Annotated in this window: 14 protein-coding genes; 9 read left to right on the top strand and 5 right to left on the bottom strand. The window is 60.4% G+C overall.

Annotated elements, in window-relative coordinates:
* Positions 1 to 75: 75 nt before the first annotated feature.
* On the bottom strand, positions 76 to 816 hold the full coding sequence (gene ompR, locus U6037_RS01205) for a two-component system response regulator OmpR (protein WP_034151877.1): 741 nt from the start codon (positions 814 to 816) through the stop codon (positions 76 to 78).
* A gap of 358 nt (positions 817 to 1,174) precedes the next feature.
* Here ompR and U6037_RS01200 point away from each other — a divergent pair, with 358 nt between their 5' ends.
* From U6037_RS01200 to tauD, 7 genes are all read left to right on the top strand, one after another.
* Positions 1,175 to 3,499, top strand: a complete 2,325-nt coding sequence (locus U6037_RS01200; RefSeq protein WP_322845534.1) for a Tex family protein — start codon at positions 1,175 to 1,177, stop codon at positions 3,497 to 3,499.
* Positions 3,499 to 3,882, top strand: a complete 384-nt coding sequence (locus tag U6037_RS01195) for a PaaI family thioesterase (RefSeq protein ID WP_007917925.1) — start codon at positions 3,499 to 3,501, stop codon at positions 3,880 to 3,882. The genes U6037_RS01200 and U6037_RS01195 overlap by 1 nt, the downstream gene beginning before the upstream one ends.
* Before the next feature lie 213 nt (positions 3,883 to 4,095).
* Positions 4,096 to 5,679 (top strand): glutamate--cysteine ligase, encoded by a 1,584-nt coding sequence (gene gshA, locus U6037_RS01190; protein ID WP_064388987.1) that lies wholly within the window; start codon positions 4,096 to 4,098, stop codon positions 5,677 to 5,679.
* A 330-nt stretch (positions 5,680 to 6,009) separates the two neighbouring features.
* Positions 6,010 to 6,987 (top strand): taurine ABC transporter substrate-binding protein, encoded by a 978-nt coding sequence (gene tauA, locus U6037_RS01185; protein ID WP_322845533.1) that lies wholly within the window; start codon positions 6,010 to 6,012, stop codon positions 6,985 to 6,987.
* A 16-nt stretch (positions 6,988 to 7,003) separates the two neighbouring features.
* Positions 7,004 to 7,798: a taurine ABC transporter ATP-binding subunit gene (gene tauB, locus U6037_RS01180; protein ID WP_322845532.1), complete on the top strand. Its 795-nt coding sequence runs from the start codon at positions 7,004 to 7,006 to the stop codon at positions 7,796 to 7,798.
* On the top strand, positions 7,795 to 8,634 hold the full coding sequence (tauC, locus tag U6037_RS01175; RefSeq protein ID WP_322845531.1) for a taurine ABC transporter permease TauC: 840 nt from the start codon (positions 7,795 to 7,797) through the stop codon (positions 8,632 to 8,634). Before tauB ends, tauC begins: the two co-directional genes overlap by 4 nt.
* Before the next feature lie 134 nt (positions 8,635 to 8,768).
* The gene (tauD, locus tag U6037_RS01170; RefSeq protein WP_322845530.1) at positions 8,769 to 9,611 is read left to right on the top strand and encodes a taurine dioxygenase; all 843 of its coding nucleotides are present in this window, start codon (positions 8,769 to 8,771) and stop codon (positions 9,609 to 9,611) included.
* Between the two features lie 201 nt (positions 9,612 to 9,812).
* Here the strand turns inward: tauD and mgrA are convergent, their stop codons facing one another.
* From mgrA to U6037_RS01155, 3 genes are all read right to left on the bottom strand, one after another.
* Positions 9,813 to 10,850 carry an L-glyceraldehyde 3-phosphate reductase gene (gene mgrA / locus U6037_RS01165; protein WP_322845529.1) on the bottom strand — a complete coding sequence of 346 codons (1,038 nt, stop codon included), beginning with the start codon at positions 10,848 to 10,850 and terminating at the stop codon, positions 9,813 to 9,815.
* Between the two features lie 66 nt (positions 10,851 to 10,916).
* Complete coding sequence (locus U6037_RS01160) at positions 10,917 to 12,236, bottom strand: LLM class flavin-dependent oxidoreductase (RefSeq protein ID WP_322845528.1); 1,320 nt, start codon at positions 12,234 to 12,236, stop codon at positions 10,917 to 10,919.
* Position 12,237: 1 nt separating this feature from the next.
* Positions 12,238 to 14,463, bottom strand: a complete 2,226-nt coding sequence (locus tag U6037_RS01155) for a TonB-dependent receptor (RefSeq protein ID WP_322845527.1) — start codon at positions 14,461 to 14,463, stop codon at positions 12,238 to 12,240.
* A 206-nt stretch (positions 14,464 to 14,669) separates the two neighbouring features.
* Here U6037_RS01155 and U6037_RS01150 point away from each other — a divergent pair, with 206 nt between their 5' ends.
* Together U6037_RS01150 and U6037_RS01145 are read left to right on the top strand one after the other, a co-directional pair.
* Complete coding sequence (locus U6037_RS01150) at positions 14,670 to 15,707, top strand: LacI family DNA-binding transcriptional regulator (RefSeq protein WP_322845526.1); 1,038 nt, start codon at positions 14,670 to 14,672, stop codon at positions 15,705 to 15,707.
* 189 nt (positions 15,708 to 15,896) lie between these two features.
* Positions 15,897 to 16,157 (top strand): hypothetical protein, encoded by a 261-nt coding sequence (locus tag U6037_RS01145; RefSeq protein WP_322845525.1) that lies wholly within the window; start codon positions 15,897 to 15,899, stop codon positions 16,155 to 16,157.
* Between the two features lie 24 nt (positions 16,158 to 16,181).
* Here the strand turns inward: U6037_RS01145 and betT are convergent, their stop codons facing one another.
* A complete protein-coding gene (betT, locus tag U6037_RS01140; RefSeq protein WP_322847269.1) occupies positions 16,182 to 18,143 on the bottom strand; it encodes a choline transporter BetT in 1,962 nt (653 codons plus the stop codon).
* Between the last annotated feature and the right edge of the window lie 196 nt (positions 18,144 to 18,339).

Below are 18,339 nucleotides of genomic sequence, written 5' to 3'. Positions count from 1 at the left end.
GCATATTGCGGATTGCGAGTCTGCGGGCATGGCTGTTCAACCAAAACCTGCAGACCCGCTCCTACAAATCACCGATCACTTGGTGGCGGCACCATCGGGTACGAATACGTAACCCACGCCCCAGACGGTCTGGATATAACGCGGCTTCGATGGATCAGGCTCGATCATGCGGCGCAGACGGGAGATCTGCACGTCGATGGAACGCTCAAGGGCATCCCACTCGCGGCCACGGGCCAGGTTCATCAGTTTGTCGCGGGTCAGCGGCTGACGCGCGTTCATCACGAGGGCCTTGAGTACCGCAAACTCACCGGTGGTGAGCATGTGCACTTCTTCGCCGCGTTTGAGTTCGCGGGTGGCCAGCGACAACACGTAATCACCGAAGGTGACGTTTTCATCTTCACTGCCTGGCGCGCCCGGTACCGGAGCAGCCTGACGACGCAGGACGGCTTTGACGCGAGCCATCAGCTCGTCCGGGTTGAACGGCTTGGCCAGATAATCGTCGGCGCCCAGTTCCAGGCCCTTGATGCGGCTCAACTCATCGCCCTTGGCGGTGAGCATGATGATCGGAATCTGGTTGTTGGCGCCACGCAGGCGGCGGCAAGCGGTCAGACCGTCTTCGCCGGGCAGCATCAGGTCGAGGACGACCAGATTGAAAACTTCACGCGACAGCAGACGATCCATCTGCTCGGTGTTCGGTACGGTACGGGCACGGTAGCCCTTGCTGACGAAAAAACGTTCCAGCAGGCTGCTCAGCCCCGGATCGTCGTCAACGATGAGAATTTTTTCGCCTTCAGCAGTTTGTGCAGTGCTGCTCATTGGATGCTCCTTTTAGCTCGGCGCGCATTATGGCGTAGCTGCCGTTATACGCACCGTGTGCATTGTTAGCAGATTTTTCCTTCACTGCCAGAAAACCGGGGTTTATGCCTACAGACTGCGACGCCCCCGAATGACAGAACGCTGGTTATAATGCGCGGCGTTTTGTGCCAGGCAACGTCTGAATCGTTACCGCAGGTGGCAGGCTTTTTTTCCTGTCGCGCGCAGTAATTGTTCGATTTCACGGGTCAATGGGCTGCCTTTTGACCCAGGCAGCGGCAATTTTCTAGCCGCTCAACCAGACTCCGGGCCTTTATTTCCGTGCCTGCGAGCCTGATTTCACAATATGTCAGGTGGTTTTATGGACAGCATCAACAGCCGCATTGCCGAGGAGCTCGGCGTACGCCCACAACAGGTCGAAGCGGCCGTCGCGCTACTCGATGAAGGCTCTACCGTTCCCTTCATCGCCCGTTACCGGAAAGAAGTCACCGGCAGCCTCGATGACACCCAGTTGCGTCACCTGGAAGAGCGTCTGCGCTACCTGCGAGAACTCGACGAACGGCGCATCAGCATCCTCGCCAGCATCGAAGAGCAAGGCAAACTCACCCCTGCCCTCGAGCGCGACATCAAACTCGCCGACACCAAGACCCGCCTCGAAGACTTGTACCTGCCGTACAAGCAGAAGCGCCGCACCAAGGGCCAGATCGCCCTGGAAGCCGGCCTCGGCGACCTCGCGGATGGTCTGTTCAACGACCCGAATCTGGCCCCGGAAACCGAAGCGGCACGTTTCGTCGACGCCGAAAAAGGTGTGGCCGATGTGAAGGCAGCCCTCGAAGGCGCCAAATACATCCTCATGGAACGCTTCGCCGAAGACGCCAGCCTGCTGGAAAAACTGCGCAACTACCTCAAGCAGGAAGCGACCCTCAGTGCCCGCGTCATCGCTGGCAAGGAAGAGGAAGGCGCCAAGTTCCGCGATTACTTCGAACACGACGAACCGCTGAAAAGCATGCCGTCGCACCGCGCGCTGGCGATTTTCCGTGGCCGCAACGAAGGCATCCTCAGCTCTGCTTTGAAAGTCGGCGACGAACTGCCGGGCACCATGCACCCGTGTGAAGGCATGATCGGCCAGCAATTCAACATCCAGAACCAGAACCGCCCGGCTGACAAATGGCTCGGCGAAGTGGTGCGCTGGACGTGGAAGGTCAAGCTCTACACCCACCTGGAAACCGACCTGCTCGGCGAGCTGCGTGACGGCGCCGAAACCGAAGCGATCAACGTGTTCGCCCACAACCTGCACGACTTGCTGCTGGCCGCCCCGGCCGGTCCGCGCGCAACCCTGGGCCTCGATCCGGGCTTGCGTACCGGTTGCAAGGTTGCCGTGGTCGACTCCACCGGCAAACTGCTCGATCACGCCACGGTTTACCCACACGTGCCGCACAACAAGTGGGATCAGACCATCGCCATTCTGGCCGCCCTGTGCGCCAAGCACTCGGTTGACCTGATCGCCATCGGCAACGGCACCGCCAGCCGCGAAACCGACAAACTGGCGATCGAACTGATCAAAAAATATCCAGCGATGAAAATGACCAAGGTCATGGTTTCCGAGGCCGGCGCATCGGTGTACTCGGCGTCGGAACTGGCGGCCAAGGAATTCCCGGACCTCGACGTGTCGATCCGTGGCGCGGTATCGATCGCTCGCCGTCTGCAGGATCCACTGGCTGAACTGGTGAAAATCGATCCGAAATCCATCGGTGTCGGCCAGTACCAGCACGACGTTTCGCAGCTGAAACTGGCGCGTGGTCTGGACGCTGTGGTCGAGGATTGCGTGAACGCCGTCGGCGTTGATGTAAACACCGCTTCGGTGGCACTGCTGGCCCGAATCTCCGGCCTCAACTCGACGCTGGCGCAGAACATCGTGACTCACCGCGATGAGCACGGCGCGTTCAAAACCCGTGCAGCCCTGAAAAAAGTCGCACGTCTGGGCGAAAAAACCTTCGAACAGGCGGCCGGCTTCTTGCGCGTGATGAACGGCGACAACCCGCTGGATTCCTCGGCCGTTCACCCTGAAGCCTATCCGCTGGTGCAGCGTATTGCCGCTGAAACCGACCGTGATATCCGTTCGCTGATCGGTGATGCCGGGTTCCTCAAGCGCCTGGATCCGAAGAAATTCACCGACGAGACGTTCGGTCTGCCAACCGTGACCGACATCATTCAGGAACTGGAAAAACCGGGCCGCGACCCGCGTCCGGAGTTCAAGACGGCCGAGTTCCAGGAAGGCGTCGAAGATCTGAAAGACCTGCAACTGGGGATGATCCTCGAAGGCGTCGTCACCAACGTGACCGCGTTCGGCGCATTCGTCGACATCGGCGTGCATCAGGATGGTCTGGTGCACATCTCGGCGCTGTCGGAGAAGTTCATCAAGGATCCGCGTGAAGCGGTGAAGGCCGGCGACGTGGTGAAAGTGAAGGTCATGGAAGTCGACATCCCGCGCAAACGTGTCGGCCTGTCGATGCGCATGGGCGACACCCCGGGCGAGAAGATCGACGGTGCCCGTGGTTCGCGCCCGGGCTCGGCGCAGCGCCAGCCTTCGAACAATGCGCCACGCAAGGAAACTGCCACCGCCGCACCAGTGAACAACGCGATGGCCTCGCTGTTCGCCAACGCCAAGCAATTGAAGAAACGTTGATGGAGATTCCGGCCGGGCTCGTCGAGAGCGCGTTTTTCAAGCTGTTGGGCTGCCGCCTGCACAGCCTGGAAACCGGGGTGGCGCAAGTTGCCCTGGTGCTGGAACCGGAGCTGCGCAATCGCGGCGGCAAATTGCACGGTGGCGCGCTGTTCAGTCTGGTCGACATTGCCATGGGGCTGGCCTGTTCCAGCACCCACGGCTTCGATCAGCAGAGCGCGACCATCGAGTGCAAGATCAACTATATCCGCGCCGTTTCCGACGGCGAGGTGCTGTGCACGGCGCGGGTGATTCACCCGGGCCGGCGCACACTGGTGGTCGAAGCCGACGTGATGCAGGGCGACAAACTGGTCGCAAAAGCACAAGGCACGTTCGCTGTCCTGTAGCTAGACGCCATCAATTTGAGTTAATTTCGGCGCTGCGTCTGCGGCGTCGAACTTTTCCGTGCGCGCAATAGCCAGATTCAAGGAGTGAAGTTGGCGATCGACACGGGCCGTTGTGGCTCAAAAACCAGGCGATAACGCCAGTTTCAACTTCACCCTTGTAGACCGTCCTGCCCACCCCCATATTGGGGCGACTGACGCGTGAAGGAATCCAAATTGAGCGAACTTCTCAACCGCCGCCTGGCTCTGCTCGGCGAGCGCGCTAACCTCTCTCTGCTCGAGCAGTGCCTGCACGGTATCGAACGTGAATGCCTGCGCGTGACCAGCGAAGGTCGCCTGGCGCAAACGCCGCACCCCGAAGCCTTGGGTTCCGCGCTGACCAACGAACAGATCACCACCGACTACTCCGAGTCGCTGCTGGAATTCATCACGCCCGCCCTGCCCGATCCGGCTGATACGCTGGCGAGCCTGGACAAGATTCACCGCTTTGCCTACAGCAAACTCGGCAACGAGTACCTGTGGAGTCCATCGATGCCGTGCCCGTTGCCGGCCGAGGAAGACATCCCGATCGCCTATTACGGCACCTCCAACATCGGTCAACTCAAGTACGTCTACCGCAAAGGCCTGGCCCTGCGGTACGGCAAAACCATGCAGTGCATCGCCGGGATTCACTACAACTTCTCCCTGCCGGAACAGCTCTGGCCGCTGCTGCGCGAGACCGAAGGGTTTGTCGGCACGGATCGCGACTTCCAGTCGTTTTCCTACATCGCGCTGATCCGCAACTTCCGCCGCTACAGCTGGCTGTTGATGTACCTGTTCGGGGCGTCACCGGCGCTGGACGCCGGTTTCCTGCGTGGTCGTTCGCATCAACTGGAACAACTCGATCCGGACACACTGTATCTGCCGTACGCCACCAGCCTGCGCATGAGCGACCTCGGTTATCAGAGCAACGCTCAGGCCGGTCTGACGCCGTGCTACAACGATCTGGCGAGCTACACCGACAGCCTGCGCAAAGCCGTGGCCACACCGTACGCGCCGTACGTTGAAGTCGGCACGCACAAGGATGGTGAGTGGGTGCAGCTCAACACCAACATCCTGCAGATCGAAAACGAGTACTACTCCAACATCCGCCCGAAACGCGTGACTTACACTGGCGAGCGGCCGATTCAGGCGCTGGTGGCCCGGGGCATTCAGTACGTCGAAGTGCGCTGCCTGGACATCAATCCGTTCCTGCCGATGGGCATCGACCTCACCGAGTCGCGTTTCCTCGATGCGTTCCTGCTGTATTGCGCGCTGAACGACAGCCCGCTGCTGACCAACACCTCGTGCGGCAACGCCACCTCGAACTTCCTCAGCGTGGTCAAGGAAGGTCGTCGTCCGGGCCTGCAATTGCAGCGCGACGGTGAATCGGTGGAGATGAAGACCTGGGCGGCCGAACTGCTGGAGCAAATCGCCCCGCTGGCGGCGTTACTGGATCAGAGCCATGGCGGCGATGCGCACAGCAAGGCGCTGGACGCGCAACTAGCCAAGGTCAGCGATCCGTCCCTGACGCCATCCGCGCAGGTGCTGGCGGCGATGGCTGAGCATAAGGAGAGCTTTGCGCAGTTCTCGCTGCGTCAGAGTCAGGCGCATGCCGAGTTCTTCCGCAGCGAGCCATTGGCGGCGGATGAGCAGGCTAAGTTTGAGGAGTTGGCGCGTACTTCTCTCGCTGCGCAGGCTGAGCTGGAGCAGAACGAAGTGGGGGATTTTGATGTGTTTGTCGGGTCGTATCAGGCAAGCATTCTCGCAATCAGTAACTGAAGAGCCCCTCACCCTAACCCTCTCCCAGAGGGAGAGGGGACCGACCGGGTTGTTGGTACGAAGTACACCGACCTGAAATACCGAGCCGAACCCAGGCCTTGAAAAGCATAAAGGTCGGCTCCCTTTCCCCCCTCGCCCCCTTGGGGGAGAGGGCTGGGGTGAGGGGGCAAAGATCTAACGTCGAACGCAAGATCCGAAATATCCACAATCCCCCGAGCCTTAGATTTTTCCGCTCATAAGCTCATTCTAAAAAGTTATTTATTTACTGATTCTTAGATCATTTAGTCTCCTTTCACGCCGACGCTCGGTCGCCTGATTTGGAGCTTTTCAATGAAACTGAATTTCCCGCTTCGCCTGCTGGCCGTGGCCTCTCTGGCTGCCGCGAGTTTTCTGGCTCAGGCCGCCGACCTCACCGTCGCCTACCAAACCACTGTTGACCCGGCGAAAGTCGCCCAGGCCGACGGCGCTTACGAAAAAGCCACCAAAGCCGACATCGCCTGGCGCAAGTTCGACAACGGCGCCGACATCATCGCCGCTATCGCTTCCGGTGATGTGCAGATCGGCTACCTTGGTTCGAGCCCGCTGACCGCCGCGATCACGCGCAAAGTCCCGGTCGAAACTTTCCTCATCGCCACCCAGATCGGCGCCGCCGAAGCACTGGTCGCGCGCGACGGTTCCGGGATCAAGACCCCGCAAGATCTGATCGGCAAGAAAATAGCCGTGCCGTTTGTATCGACCGGTCACTACAGCCTGCTCGCCGCGCTGAAGCACTGGAACATCGATCCATCGAAAGTCACCGTGCTCAACCTCGCGCCGCCAGCGATTGTTGCGGCGTGGAAACGCGGTGATATCGATGCCACCTACGTTTGGGATCCGGCACTCGGCGTGGCCAAGGAAAACGGCAAAGTGCTGATCACTTCCGGCGAGCTGGCCAAGTTCGGCGCGCCGACCTTTGATGCGTGGATCGTGCGCAAAGACTTCGCCGAGAAGCACCCGGAAATCGTCACCGCGTTCGCCAAGGTCACCCTCGACGCCTACGCCGATTACCGCAAAGACCCGAAAGCCTGGCTCGCCGATCAATCCAACGTCGACAAACTGGTGAAACTCTCCGGTGCCAAGGCCAGCGATATTCCGTTGTTGCTGCAAGGCAACGTCTACCCGCTGGCGGCTGATCAGGTCGTCACCCTCGGCGCACCGACCACCAAAGCCATCACCGACACCGCCGCGTTCCTCAAGGAGCAAGGCAAGGTTGAAGCCGTGCTGCCGGACTACGCGCCGTACGTCAGCGCCAAATACATCACCAACTGATCGGGAGTTAACTGCGATGGCCTTGCTACAGCTGGAGCGCATCAGCGCACAGTACCCGGGCAGCCCGACACCGGTGCTGGCGGATATTTCTCTGACCCTGGGGCCTCAGCAATTGCTGGTCGCCCTCGGCCCGTCCGGCAGTGGCAAGACATCGCTGTTGAACCTGATTGCCGGTTTCGTCGAACCGAGCGCCGGGCGCATCACCCTCGACGGCGTGCCGGTCAAAGGCCCGAGCGCCGAACGCGGTGTGGTGTTCCAGGACGACGCCTTGTTGCCTTGGCAGGACGTGCTGGCCAACGTTGCATTCGGTCTGGAACTGGCCGGTGTCGCCAGGGACAAACGCGAAAAGATCGCCCGTGAAATGCTCGCGCTGGTGGACCTTTCCGGTTTCGAAAACCGTCGCATCTGGCAACTCTCCGGTGGCCAGAAACAACGCGTCGGCCTCGCCCGCGCCCTCGCCGCTGACCCGCGTGTGTTGCTGATGGACGAACCCTTCGGCGCCCTCGACGCATTCACCCGCGAGCAGATGCAGGAGCTGTTGCTGCAAGTCTGGCAGCGCACCGCCAAGCCGGTTTTCCTGATTACCCATGACATTGAAGAAGCGGTGTTCCTCGCCACTGACCTGATTCTGCTCGCGCCGAATCCGGGGCAGATCGTTGAGCGCCTGCACCTGGATTTCGGCCAGCGCTACGCCGCTGGCGAATCCGCCCGTGCGATCAAATCCGATCCGCGTTTTATCGAAACCCGCGAACACGTGCTGAGCAAAGTGTTCTCGCAACGCAGCGCCGGGCAACGGCAGGAGCGCGCATGAGCAGTTACGACGTTTCCTCGGCAGCGGTAAAACCCGTCAGTGCTTCGGTGGCGATTCCGGTACGCCGCAGCCTCAGCACACGCTGGATCAGCTTGCTGACGCTGTTTGCCTTGTTGGCGATCTGGTGGGCGGTGACGGCCACAGGACTGATCGAGCCGCTGTTCCTGCCGCCACCGTCCGCCGTGCTGCAGAAGGGCTGGTTACTGGCGACTACCGGTTACATGGATTCGACCTTGTGGCAGCACTTGGGCGCGAGCCTGAGCCGCATCGGTCTGGGCCTCGGTTTTGCGATCCTGACCGCCGTGCCAGTGGGTATCGCCATTGGTGCCAACCGCATCGCCCGTGGCGTGCTCGATCCGCTGATCGAGTTCTACCGCCCTATTCCGCCGCTCGCCTATTTGCCGCTGATCGTGATCTGGTGCGGCATTGGCGAATTGTCGAAAGTGCTGCTGATTTATCTGGCGATTTTCGCGCCGATTGCCATCGCTACCGCCACCGGCGTGCGCACGGTTGATCCGGCGAAATTGCGCGCGGCGCAGACGTTGGGTGCGACGCGTTTGCAGCTGATTCGCCATGTGATTTTGCCGAGCGCATTGCCGGACATTCTCACGGGCGTGCGCATTGGTCTGGGCGTTGGCTGGTCGACGCTGGTTGCGGCCGAACTGATTGCTGCCACCAGCGGCTTGGGTTTTATGGTGCAGTCGGCCGCGCAGTTCCTGGTCACCGACGTGGTGGTACTGGGGATTCTGGTCATCGCCCTGATCGCCTTCGCCATGGAAATGGGCCTGCGCGCCCTGCAGCGCAAACTGGTGCCGTGGCACGGCCAGGCCCACTAAAACTTTTTGAATCCCCCTGTAGGAGCTGCCGAAGGCTGCGATCTTTTGACCTTGCTTATAAAGATCAAGATCAACAGATCGCAGCCTTTGGCAGCTCCTACATAGGGTGATGACCGGAATTGAAGAGAAAGACCATGAGCAGCCTCCACATCACCCCGTTAAGCTCGGCCCTCGGCGCGCAAATCAGCGGCGTCGACATCAGCCAGCCACTGAGCCTGGAACACCGCGACGCGATCGAGCAGGCGCTGCTCAAATACCAGGTTTTGTTCTTCCGCAACCAGCCAATCGAACCGCCACAACAGGCGTGCTTTGCGGCGTACTTCGGTGACCTGCACATTCACCCGATCTACCCGAACGTGCCGGAACAACCGGAAGTGCTGATCCTCGACACCGCCGTCACCGACGTGCGCGACAACGCGATCTGGCACACCGACGTGACCTTCCTGCCGACGCCGGCGATGGGTGCGGTGCTCAGCGCCAAGTTGCTGCCGGAGTTTGGTGGCGACACGTTGTGGGCCAGCGGCATTGCTGCGTATGAAGCGCTGTCGGCGCCGATGAAAGGCTTGCTTGAAGGGCTGACGGCGACGCACGATTTCACTCGCTCTTTTCCGCTGGAGCGTTATGGCAATACGCCTGAAGCATTGGCGCAGTGGGAAGAGGCGCGACGCAAGAATCCACCGCTGTCGCACCCGGTGATTCGTACACATCCGGCCAGTGGGCGGCGTTCGTTGTTCGTCAATGAAGGCTTCACGTCGAAGATCAATGAGCTGTCGGAAACCGAGAGCGAGGCGATTCTGAAGTTTCTGTTCGCCCATGCAACGCGGCCGGAATTCACCATTCGCTGGCGTTGGCAGCAGGACGATATTGCGTTCTGGGATAACCGCGTGACCCAGCATTACGCGGTGGATGATTACCGGCCGGCGCGGCGGGTGATGCAGCGGGCGACGGTGTTGGGGGATGTGCCGTTTTTTCGTTGAGCCGTTTTTTACAGCAAAAGCCCCTCACCCTAACCCTCTCCCGGAGGGAGAGGGGACTGAATGGGGGATGCTTTAGAGGTACGCCGACCTGATATTGCTTTGCTGAATCCATAATCGACTCGGTATTTCACGTCGATGTAAGACGCAAGACACCTCGGTCGGCTCCCTCTCCCTCAGGGAGAGGGCTGGGGTGAGGGTGAATCACTCCGCCGTCGAAGGCCTCTCCCAAAGATTGATCCCACCCTCCTGGGCAAACCGGTCAATCTCCGCCAGTTCTTCAACACTGAAACTCAGATTCTTCAACGCCCCAACGTTCTCGATAATCTGCTCCGGCCGGCTCGCACCAATCAACGCCGAGGTCACCCGTGGATCACGCAGCGTCCACGCCAGCGCCAGTTGCGCCAGGCTCTGGCCGCGACGCTTGGCGATCTCGTTCAACGCCCGCACATGAGCAATGTTGGCGTCGGACAGATGCGAAGCCTGCAACGAACCACCGCCCGGACGATTGACCCGCGCATCCGCCGGCACGCCGTTGAGGTATTTGTCGGTGAGCAGACCTTGCGCCAGCGGCGTGAACGCGATCACGCCAGTACCGAGTTCATCAGTGGTATCCAGCAGATCTTTTTCCACCCAGCGATTGAGCAGGTTGTACGCCGGTTGATGGATCAACAGCGGTACTTTCCACTCTTTCAACAGCGCCGCCATCTCACGGGTTTTTACCCCGGAATACGACGAGATACCGATGTACAACGCCTTGCCCTGCTGTACGGCGGTGGCGAGGGCGCTGGCGGTTTCTTCCAGTGGGGTGTCCGGGTCGAAGCGGTGCGAATAGAAGATATCCACATAGTCCAGACCGAGCCGTTGCAGGCTCTGGTCGAGGCTGGCCAGCACGTATTTGCGCGAGCCACCGCCCTGACCGTAAGGGCCGGGCCACATGTCCCAACCGGCCTTGCTGGAGATGATCAGCTCGTCGCGGTACTGCTTGAAGTCTTCACGCAGCAAGCGGCCGAAATTAGTCTCGGCGCTGCCGTAGGGCGGGCCGTAGTTGTTGGCCAGGTCGAAGTGGTTGATGCCCAGATCGAACGCGGTGCGCAGCAAGGCGCGCTGGGTGTCGATCGGCGTGCTGTCACCGAAGTTATGCCACAGGCCCAGCGACAACGCCGGCAGCACCAGACCGCTGCGGCCGACGCGGCGGTAAGGGATGGAGTCATAGCGATTTTCGGCAGCGGTGTAAGTCATCGAATCCTCTCTTGTCTGTCTTGAAATGGGTGTCGACTTCATCGCTAGCAGGCTAGCGATTGGGTGCTACAAAAATCTATTGCCGGGTCGAGCGAGACCAAGGTTCTGGCGCAACGTCCGCCCCTCATACTCCGTTCTGAACAACCCACGCCGTTGCAGTTCCGGCACCACGCCATTGGCGAAGTCTTCGAGCCCGCCAGGCAGGTGTGGCACCAGCACGTTGAAACCGTCCGCAGCGCCCTGTTCGAACCATTCCTGTAAGCGATCAGCGATCTGCTGCGGCGTACCGACCAGGCTGTAATGCCCGCGTCCGCCAGCAATCTTGCGACCCAGTTCGGCAAGGCTCAGGTTCTCCCGCCCCGCCAACTCAGTGAGCAATTTCTGCCGGCTCTGCTGGCCGCTTTCCGTCAGCGGTAAATCCGGTAACGGCCCGTCCAGCGGGTACTTCGACAAATCGAAGTTGCCCAGCATACGCCCAAGCAAGGCGACGCCAACCTCGGGTTCGACTAATTGCTGAAACGTTTCACATTTTTCCTGCGCCTCGGCTTCGGTGCGGCCGACGACGACAAAAACTCCGGGCATGATTTTCAGCGATTCGGCGTTGCGCCCGTATTTCGGCAAGCGCCCTTTGAGATCGGCGTAGAACGCTTGGGCATTGGCCAGCGAGGTCTGCGCGGTGAACACCACTTCAGCGGTCTGCGCTGCCAATTCGCGTCCGGTTTCCGAAGAGCCGGCCTGGACGATCACCGGCTGCCCCTGCGGCGAGCGCGCAACGTTCAGCGGACCTTTGACCCGGAAGTGTTCGCCGACGTGATCCAGTACATGCAGCTTCGAAGGGTCGTAGTACGCTCCGCTGGCCTTGTCGCGAAAGAAGGCATCATCCTCCCAGCTATCCCAAAGCCCGGTCACCACCTGATGAAATTCGCGGGCACGGCTGTAGCGTTCGGCATGACCAATATGTTCGTCGCGGCCGAAATTCAGCGCCTCGGCAGCATTGTCCGAGGTCACCAGATTCCACCCCGCACGCCCACCCGACAGGTGATCAAGCGAAGCGAATTTGCGTGCCACGTGATACGGCTCGTTGTAGCTGGTGGTCGCCGTCGCAATCAGGCCGATGTGTTCGGTTACCGCACTCAGCGCCGAGAGCAACGTCAGCGGTTCAAAGTGATCGGAGCGCGCCATGCGACTGGCGATGTTCTGGGTCGGCGCGGCGACGCTGTCAGCGACAAACAACGCATCGAATTTCGCCGCCTCGGCGATCTGCGCCAGCCGTTTGTAATGGGTGAAATCCAGACCCGCATTCGCCGGCACTTCAGGATGACGCCACGCTGCCACGTGGTGCCCGGTGGCCATGAGGAACGCGCCGAGTTTCAACTGTCTGCTCATCTCAGAAATCCTTGCGCAGTTGCACGCCGAAGTAGCGCTCGTCATCCCGAGGAACGGCGCGATAAATGTAATTGCCACCGCTGGCGAGCAATGGTGAATAGGACTTGTCGGTGAGGTTCTTGCCCAGCAACGCGACGCGCCAGCCATTGCTGTAGTCAGCCAGGGCGACACTGGCGTTCCACAGACCGTAGGCGCCTTGCTTGGTGTCGGCGTTCTGGCTGATGTCGTACTGCACTTCGCTCTGCCAGCTGTAGTCGGTGCCCAGTTCGATATCCAGACCGTTATCCAGCGGGATGCTGTAGTCGGCGCGCACGTAGCTTTTCCAGTCTGGACTGAACGGCAGCGGTTTGCCGTTGACGTTGCACGACGCTGCTGCACCCGCCGGGCAGGCGAATTCATCGATGCGGGCACGGGTGTAAGCGAGTGCACCGGAGAACTTCAACTGCTGGGTCGCCTGCAAGGCGTAATCGAGTTCGACGCCTTCGGTGCTGACGCTGCCGGCATTGATCAATCGCGTCACCACTTGCCCGGCGACGGTGTCGAAGAAGTTCGCCTGATAGTTGTCGTAGTCGCTGTGGAACACCGCGAGGTTGGTGGTCAGGCGATTGTTCCAGCTCGTCGCTTTGATCCCCGCTTCCCAGGTATTGGAGGTCTCCGGTTTCAGCGCTTCGGTGTCACGCGGCTGCATGTTGAAGAACACGTTGTAAGCCGGACCTTTGTAGCCGCGCGAGTAGGTCAGGTAAGTGGTGACCGTATCACTCAGGTCGTACTGCACGCCGAGTCGGCCGGACCAGCCATCTTCATCCACTGAACCGGAACTGCTGGTGGCCGGTTGAATGCCGCTGACGGTGGTGGCCGAAGTGGAGACGCGGCGGTGATCGTATTCGAGATCATCGTGGGTGTAGCGCAGGCCGGCGATGCCGCGAAAGTCGGAGGTGAAGTTAAGCGTGCTCTCACCGAACACCGCATAGCTGTCGCTGGTGGTGCTGTAGTTGGCGACGCCACGGTCGGTGCGCGTGGTGGTGGTCAGCGTGCGCTGATAGGTCTCATCGTCCTTGCCGTGCATGTAGAACAGGCCGCCGACGTATTCGAGAAATTCGCCTTTGGGTGAGGCCAGACGTAGTTCTTGCGAGTATTGATCGAAGGCCAGATAGCCCTTGTCCGCCGTGCCGGGAAAGGCTGCGGTCACCGTGCCGAGACGGTCGCCGTCCTGATACTGGGTGTTGTCCCAGCCGCGCCATGCGGTAATCGAGGTCAGCGTGTAATCGCCCAGTTGCCAGTCGAGCTGGCCGGACAGGCCTTTGTTGATGTCCTCAACGTGGCTGCGCGTGTCGGTGTTGATGTCGCGGTTGTGGCTGCTCGCATTGACCGGGCTCAGCGCGTTGGCAAAAGCCGGGGTCAGCGACTTGCTGACCACTCCATTGGGGCCGTCGTCGTGGGACTGCATGTAGTCGGCAATCAGGGTGAAGGTGATGTCGTCGTTCGGGGTGAATTCGAGTTTGCCGCGCACGCCGCGATGGTTGTAACCGTTGACCTCCTGGCCGTTGTGCTGGTTGTCGACGTTACCGTCGTAGCTACCGAACAGGGTGCTGATCGAGCCTTTCAACGTGTCCGGAATCAGGCTGCCGCCGATGCCGAATCGAGTGCGGCTTTCGTTGCCGCTGTAGTACGACTGATCGATGTAGCCATGGGTCTCGGCGGTCGGCGCCTTGCTGGTGATGTTGAGCACGCCGGCCGAGGCGTTTTTGCCGAACAGTGTGCCCTGTGGGCCGCGCAATACTTCGACGCGCTCAAGATCCAGCAGATCGAGCGTGGACTGCCCCGGTCGCGCATACACCACGCCATCAATCACCGTCGCCACGGTTGGCTCAACGCCCGGCGAGGTGGAAATCGTACCGACGCCGCGCACAAACAACGAGGTGTCTTTGTTCGACGCGCCAGTGCGGAAATTCAGCGACGGTACTTGCTGAACGATGCTCGCCACGCCGTTGCGGTTATCGCGCTCAAGCTGCTCGCCGTCGATCACAGACACTGCGACCGGCACTTTTTGCAGCGACTCTTCGCGGCGCGTGGCAGTGACGGTCACGGATTTGAGTGTCGGCTCTTGATCTGCGCTCTCGGCGGCGAAGGCGTTGGGCAACGGCAACGCCACCAACCCCGTCAATAACCAGCCGGCGGCGCGAATGGATTGCGCCAGTGTGTGTGTCGCCCCAGGAATATTGTGCATGCTCTGCCCGCTCGAAATTGGCCCTGATCCGCTGCCGTTCTGCGACGACAGCGCCTGAATCGGTGTCTTGGGCATTCGCTCGAGCGAGTAGCAGACAACGCGCTTTGTTAGCGCTAACATCGCCAGTATTGGCAAGCCACGCATAGAGCGTCCAATACTGAAAAATTACTTTTATATGCGATTTTGTTTTTAAGAAGGATCGAGCCTTGAGCGAAGAACAACCGCGCAAACGCCGTGGCGCCGGACGCGTGACCCTGAATGCGGTGGCACGTGAGGCCGGGGTTTCGGCGATTACCGTGTCGCGCTATTTCAATCAGCCCGAGCAGGTGTCGCCCGAGCGCCGCGAACGCATCGCGGCGGTGGTGGCCGAGTTGGGTTATGTACCGAATCTGGTGGCCGGCGGGCTGGCCTCCGCGCGGGGAAAAATCGTCGGGATGGTGATTCCGAACATCTCCGGGCCGATCTTCGCCAATACCATCCAAGGCTTCAGCGACACTCTCAGCCGGCATGGCTATCAGCTGTTGCTGGCATCAAGTTACTTCAGCGCCGAGCAGGAAGAAAACGCGGTGCGCGCGTTTCTCGGCTGGTCGCCGGCGGCGCTGGTGCTCACCAGTCACTTTCACAGTGCCGGCACGGAAAAGATGATCGCCGAGGCGGATGTTCCGGTGATTGAAACCTGGGATTACCAGCCGGATCGCGAGCCGATGCAGATCGGTTTTTCGCACTTTGAAGTGGGCGTGGTGGCAGCGAAGTATTTGCTGGGCAAAGGCTATCGACGGATCGCCTTCGTGCAGAACAGTGCACCGGGCGACTTCAGCGCACTGGAACGCCGCGACGGTTATGCAGCGACTTTAAAAGAATCCGGCCTGAAACCCTGGGTCTTCGCTCCCGACGCTGAGCGCGCACCATTCGAGGCCGGCAAACAGGCGATGGATGCGCTGATGAACACCACACCGCGCCCCGACGCGATCATCTTCGCCAACGACAACCTCGCCGCTGGCGGCTTGCTTGCCGGGCAACGCGCGGGTTTAAAAATCCCCGAAGACTGCGCCGTTCTCGGCTTCGGTGATTACCCTTTCGCCGAGATGCTCCTGCCCAGCCTGAGCACGATCAAACCACCGGCGCTGGAGATTGGCGTGCTGGCTGCAACACGCGTACTGGAAAGCCTTGGCGTGTTGCCGAGCGACGAGATACAACGCCTGAATCTGCTGCAATGCCAAGTTATCGAACGCGAAAGTACCTGATGAGTATGGCAGGGGCTGGATTGGCTATGCTCTAAAGGACACAGAGGTGGCCCTTTCGCGAGCAGGCTCGCTCCCACAGGGATTTCCTGTGTACATGAAATTTATGTCCAGCCGAGATCCATTGTGGGAGCGAGCCTGCTCGCGAAGGGGCTCTTCCCGGCACTGCACCTTCATCAGGCAGAACGCCCCATGCACACCGCCATCATCATTTTCTTCGGCCTGGTCCTGCTCGCCCTCATGCTCTACATCGGCGAGCGCATCGGCTTCAGCCGCCAGACCATGGCCTACGGCTTCGCCGCCCTGTGGCTGGCATTGACGGTGATTAATGGCGCGGTGGGTGTGGTGCATGCGAAGCAACCGCTGGGTTCGGAAATAGCGATTGGCAGTGCGGTGTTCGGCGTGCCGCTGGCGGCGATGGTGTTGTTCATGGTGCTGAGCGCCGAGTCGTAAAACGTCCCGGCGCTCAACTGCCAATTAACGCACCAGATGCAGGAACTGCATGTGGCGTTCGTACTGGTCGAGGATGTCGTTGATGATCTGCTCTTTGGTGTAGCCGACCAGATCGTAGTCCTGACTGCCCTCGCTCAAATGCACTTCGGCGCGGTAGTAGCGGCGATTGTTGAGCTGCTTCGAGCCCATCCCGCCACGCGCGAAGGACGGCGTGAAGTAGCCGCGCATCTGCACCTGATAGATGAATGGATGCGCATCACCGTGGCCGATTTCGAGGCTGACGCTGTCATTCGCCGGATCCGGCTGGGTGACCACGTTCAGGCCTTTCTCAACGAACACCGCCGTCACTTCTTCAATCGCCGGACGCACCGTGGTGTCCATGAAACGGTACACCTCGTCGCGCGACGGGAAGTGCACCGCCTGACTCAGACGCTGACGCCAGCCGCCCGTGCCGCGTCGCGAACCGGAGACCGGTGCCAGCGAATGCAACTGCGCGATCTGCTTCTGCGACTCGAGATAGAACGCCTTGTGCAGGCCCCACATCATCAACAAAAGAATCAGCGAGAACGGCAACGAGGTCAGCACCACCGCTGACTTCAGCGCATCGATGCTGCCGGAGAACAACAGCGCACTGGTGATCAGCGCAGTCATCGCACCCCAAAACACCCGCAGCCATTTCGGCCCGTCTTCGTCCGGGCTGCCACCCTTGGCCGACAGGGTCGAGAGCACCACGGTGCCGGAATCGGCAGAGGTGACGAAGAACACGAAGCTGATAAACACCGTCACGGCGATGACGGTTTTGCTCCATGGATAGGTTTCCAGCAGCAGGTAAATACTCATCGACGGGTTGTCGAGGGCCGACATGCCCAGCGCGCTCATGCCGTGGTTGAGTACCTGATCGATGGCGCTGTTGCCGAAGATCGACATCCACGCGAGGGTGAAACCGAGCGGAATCAACAGCACGCCGAAGACGAATTCACGGATGGTGCGGCCACGGGAAATCCGTGCGATGAACAGACCCACGAACGGCGACCATGCAATCCACCAGGCCCAGTAGAACACCGTCCAGCCGCCGAGCCAGTCGCTCGGTTTGTCGTAGGCGTAGAGGTCGAAACTCTTCATCGGCAAGGCGCCGAGGTAGTCGCCGATGTTCTGGATCAAAGTGTTGAGCAAGTGCTGGGTAGGCCCGGCAAACAACACGAACAGCAGCAGCGCACAGGCCAGCAGCATGTTGATGTCGGACATCACCCGCACGCCTTTATCGACGCCGGAGACCGCAACAATGATCGCCGCGCCCATCATCAGCGTGATCAGGCCGACCTGAATCCACTGGGTGTGAGCGATGCCGAACAGGTAGTCGAGACCGGAATTGAGGTGTAGCACACCAAAGCCCATGTCGGCGCCCAGACCGAACACCGTGGCGATGATGCCGAAGCCGTCGACCGCGTAACCGATCGGGCCGTTGATGCGTTTGCCGATCAGCGGATACAGCGCCGAGCGCAGCGCCAGCGGCAGGTTGTGGCGGTAAGCGAAGTAGGCCAGCGCCATGCCGACGAAGGCGAACACGCCCCAGCCATGCAGGCCCCAGTGCAGAAACAGAACCTGCATTGCCTGACGCGCCGCATCCGCCGTGCCGGCCTCGCCTTGCGGCGGTTGCAACATGTGGGTCAGCGGTTCCGAGACGCAGAAGAAGAACAGCGTGATGCTGATCCCGGCGGCGAACAGCATGCCGGCCCAGGACAAGTAACTGAATTCGGGTTCGTCGTGGTCGGCACCGAGTTTTATCTTGCCGTAGCCGGATAAGGCGGTGACCACCACGAAGACCAGATACAGGGTCATCGCGAGCATGTAGTACCAGCCGACCGTGTTGGCCGCCCAGTTTTGCGCTTGCAGCAGCCAGGCGCCGGCCTGTTCAGGCATGGCGATGACGACGAGACCAAACAGCAGAATGACCGTCGCGGCGAAGTAGAACACCGGCGGATTCATGCGTACCAGACCGCTGGCGGGAGTAGACGATGCACTCATGAAACGTGCACCTCGAGGGGTTGAAACGTGGCTGAAATGATCGGACTCAGCAAAGGCAAGCCTCCTGTTGTGAGCGGGCAGCGAACCACCGGTTTAACTTGAATGAACGTTCAAGTTAAACATGGATGGGGGGGTAAGGACTAATCGTACGGCCAGG

It is taken from the genome of Pseudomonas sp. B33.4 (assembly GCF_034555375.1).
GTDB lineage: Bacteria > Pseudomonadota > Gammaproteobacteria > Pseudomonadales > Pseudomonadaceae > Aquipseudomonas.
The sequence above is the reverse complement of the archived record's forward strand: the minus strand, read 5'-3'. Positions and strand labels throughout refer to the sequence as shown.

Excerpts from the sequence above, each read along its gene's own strand:
- ompR (WP_034151877.1), bottom strand. The coding sequence starts at position 816 with ATGAGCAGCACTGCACAAACTGCTGAAGGCGAAAAAATTCTCATCGTT.
- U6037_RS01200 (WP_322845534.1), top strand. The coding sequence starts at position 1,175 with ATGGACAGCATCAACAGCCGCATTGCCGAGGAGCTCGGCGTACGCCCA.
- U6037_RS01195 (WP_007917925.1), top strand. The coding sequence starts at position 3,499 with ATGGAGATTCCGGCCGGGCTCGTCGAGAGCGCGTTTTTCAAGCTGTTG.
- tauA (WP_322845533.1), top strand. The coding sequence starts at position 6,010 with ATGAAACTGAATTTCCCGCTTCGCCTGCTGGCCGTGGCCTCTCTGGCT.
- tauB (WP_322845532.1), top strand. The coding sequence starts at position 7,004 with ATGGCCTTGCTACAGCTGGAGCGCATCAGCGCACAGTACCCGGGCAGC.
- tauC (WP_322845531.1), top strand. The coding sequence starts at position 7,795 with ATGAGCAGTTACGACGTTTCCTCGGCAGCGGTAAAACCCGTCAGTGCT.
- tauD (WP_322845530.1), top strand. The coding sequence starts at position 8,769 with ATGAGCAGCCTCCACATCACCCCGTTAAGCTCGGCCCTCGGCGCGCAA.
- mgrA (WP_322845529.1), bottom strand. The coding sequence starts at position 10,850 with ATGACTTACACCGCTGCCGAAAATCGCTATGACTCCATCCCTTACCGC.
- U6037_RS01160 (WP_322845528.1), bottom strand. The coding sequence starts at position 12,236 with ATGAGCAGACAGTTGAAACTCGGCGCGTTCCTCATGGCCACCGGGCAC.
- U6037_RS01155 (WP_322845527.1), bottom strand. The coding sequence starts at position 14,463 with ATGCACAATATTCCTGGGGCGACACACACACTGGCGCAATCCATTCGC.
- U6037_RS01145 (WP_322845525.1), top strand. The coding sequence starts at position 15,897 with ATGCACACCGCCATCATCATTTTCTTCGGCCTGGTCCTGCTCGCCCTC.
- betT (WP_322847269.1), bottom strand. The coding sequence starts at position 18,143 with ATGAATCCGCCGGTGTTCTACTTCGCCGCGACGGTCATTCTGCTGTTT.